Raw genomic sequence first — 1,768 nt, 5'->3', positions numbered from 1 at the left:
GGGGGGGGTTTAGGCGTACCGCCCCCCAGGTTGTGGGGGTGGGACTAGAGTATAAACGGGGCGGGGGGGGGCGCCGCCGGTCCGGGCCAGGGCCGGGGCGGCGGCGGCCCCCGCGCCCGGCGCGCCGGGCGCGGTTCCGGGGACGGCGGCAGCGGGGGCGGCGGCCGGTCGGGCCACCGCCGCGGCGGCTCGCGCGGGCGCGGCGGGAAGAGATCCGGCAAGCGCCGGATACTCCGCTGGGTGTCCATCACGCTGGCGGTGCTGATACTCGGCACGGCCGGCGCCGGATACCTGTACTACCAGCACCTCAACAGCAACATCCGCAGCGGTGGGCGCGCGGGCGGCGAGAGCGGTGTGACGAAGCCGACCGCGCTCGGCGACACCCCGCTGAACATCCTCCTCATCGGCTCCGACGACCGCAGCGACCCGAGGAACGTGGCGCTCGGCGGCGGCAAGAACGACCGGGACCGGCCGCCGCTCGCCGACGTGCAGATGCTGCTGCACGTCTCCGCCGACCGTCAGAACGCCTCGCTCATCTCCATCCCGCGCGACACGGTCGTGAGGATCCCCGAATGCAAGGGCCCGGACGGCAAGAGGTACCCCCAAACCACCAATCGGCCCATCAACGAGACGCTGATGCGCGGCGGCCCCGGCTGCACCCTCACCACGTGGGAGAGCCTCACCGGGGTCTACATCGACCACTGGATGATGATCGACTTCGCGGGTGTGGTCGACATGGCCGACAAGGTCGGCGGCGTCCCGGTCTGCGTGAAGACCGGCGTGTACGACCGGCCGACCCCGGCGGCGCCCGGCGGCTCCCACCTCAAGCTCAAGGAGGGGACGACCGAGGTCCAGGGTGAGCAGGCCCTGCAGTGGCTGCGCACCCGGCACGCCTGGGGCAACGACCAGGGCCGCGCCAAGGCGCAGCACATGTACATGAACGGCCTGATGAAGAAGCTCCAGGAGCAGGACGCCTGGACCGACACGCCCCGCCTCATGGGTCTCATGGAGACCGCCATCAAGGCGTTCCAGGTGTCCGACGAGATCGGCTCGGTGAAGAAGCTCTTCGACCTGTCGATGCAGCTGAAGAACGTGAAGCTGAACCGGCTCACCACGGCGACGGTGCCGACGGTCGACTACCCGCCGAACCCGAAGGCCTGGCTCCAGCTCGTCCCGTCGGCCGCCGACAAGATGTGGGCGATGCTCCGCGACGACGTCGCCTTCGACAAGAACGGCGACCCGAAGAACGCGAAGCCGACCTCTTCCGCCTCCGCGACGCCGGCGGCCACCGCCCAGGCGCCCGGCTCCTTCGGCGTCACGGTCGTCAACGGCACCGGCAGCGACAGCCAGGCCCCGGTCCCGCGCCGGGCGTCCACGATCGCCACCGAGCTGAACGGCAAGGGCTTCACCCGGGCCGAGTCCTCGCGCGAGGCCCAGCCCCGCGGCGACAGCGTGGTGCTCTACCCGAAGGGCGACGGCGACCAGGCCAAGGCGAACGCCCTGTCCGTGGCCCAGTCGCTGGGCCTGCCGGACACGGCGGTCCGCCCGGACGCCAAGGCCGAGGGCATCACGCTCGTGGTCGGCGCGGACTGGCGCGACGGCACCGCCTACAAGAAGAAGCAGGTGGAGGCCGGCGACCTGCCGGAGGGTGCCGACGACAAGACGGACTGCATGGACGTCTACTCGGTCTACAAGTGGGACGGCAAGAGCTGAAGCCCGCGGGCTCCCTCACGGCGACGGCCGGGCTCCCTGGACAGGGGGCCCGGCC

1 protein-coding gene is annotated in these 1,768 nt (G+C 71.8%); it reads left to right on the top strand.

Annotated features, from left to right (window positions below):
- Positions 1-240 precede the first annotated feature (240 nt).
- Complete coding sequence (locus tag ACWEV0_RS35895) at positions 241-1,713, top strand: LCP family protein (protein ID WP_453154001.1); 1,473 nt, start codon at positions 241-243, stop codon at positions 1,711-1,713.
- Positions 1,714-1,768: the final 55 nt, after the last annotated feature.

The organism is Streptomyces sp. NPDC003943, assembly GCF_053605265.1.
This window is presented reverse-complemented; position numbering and strand designations above follow the sequence as displayed.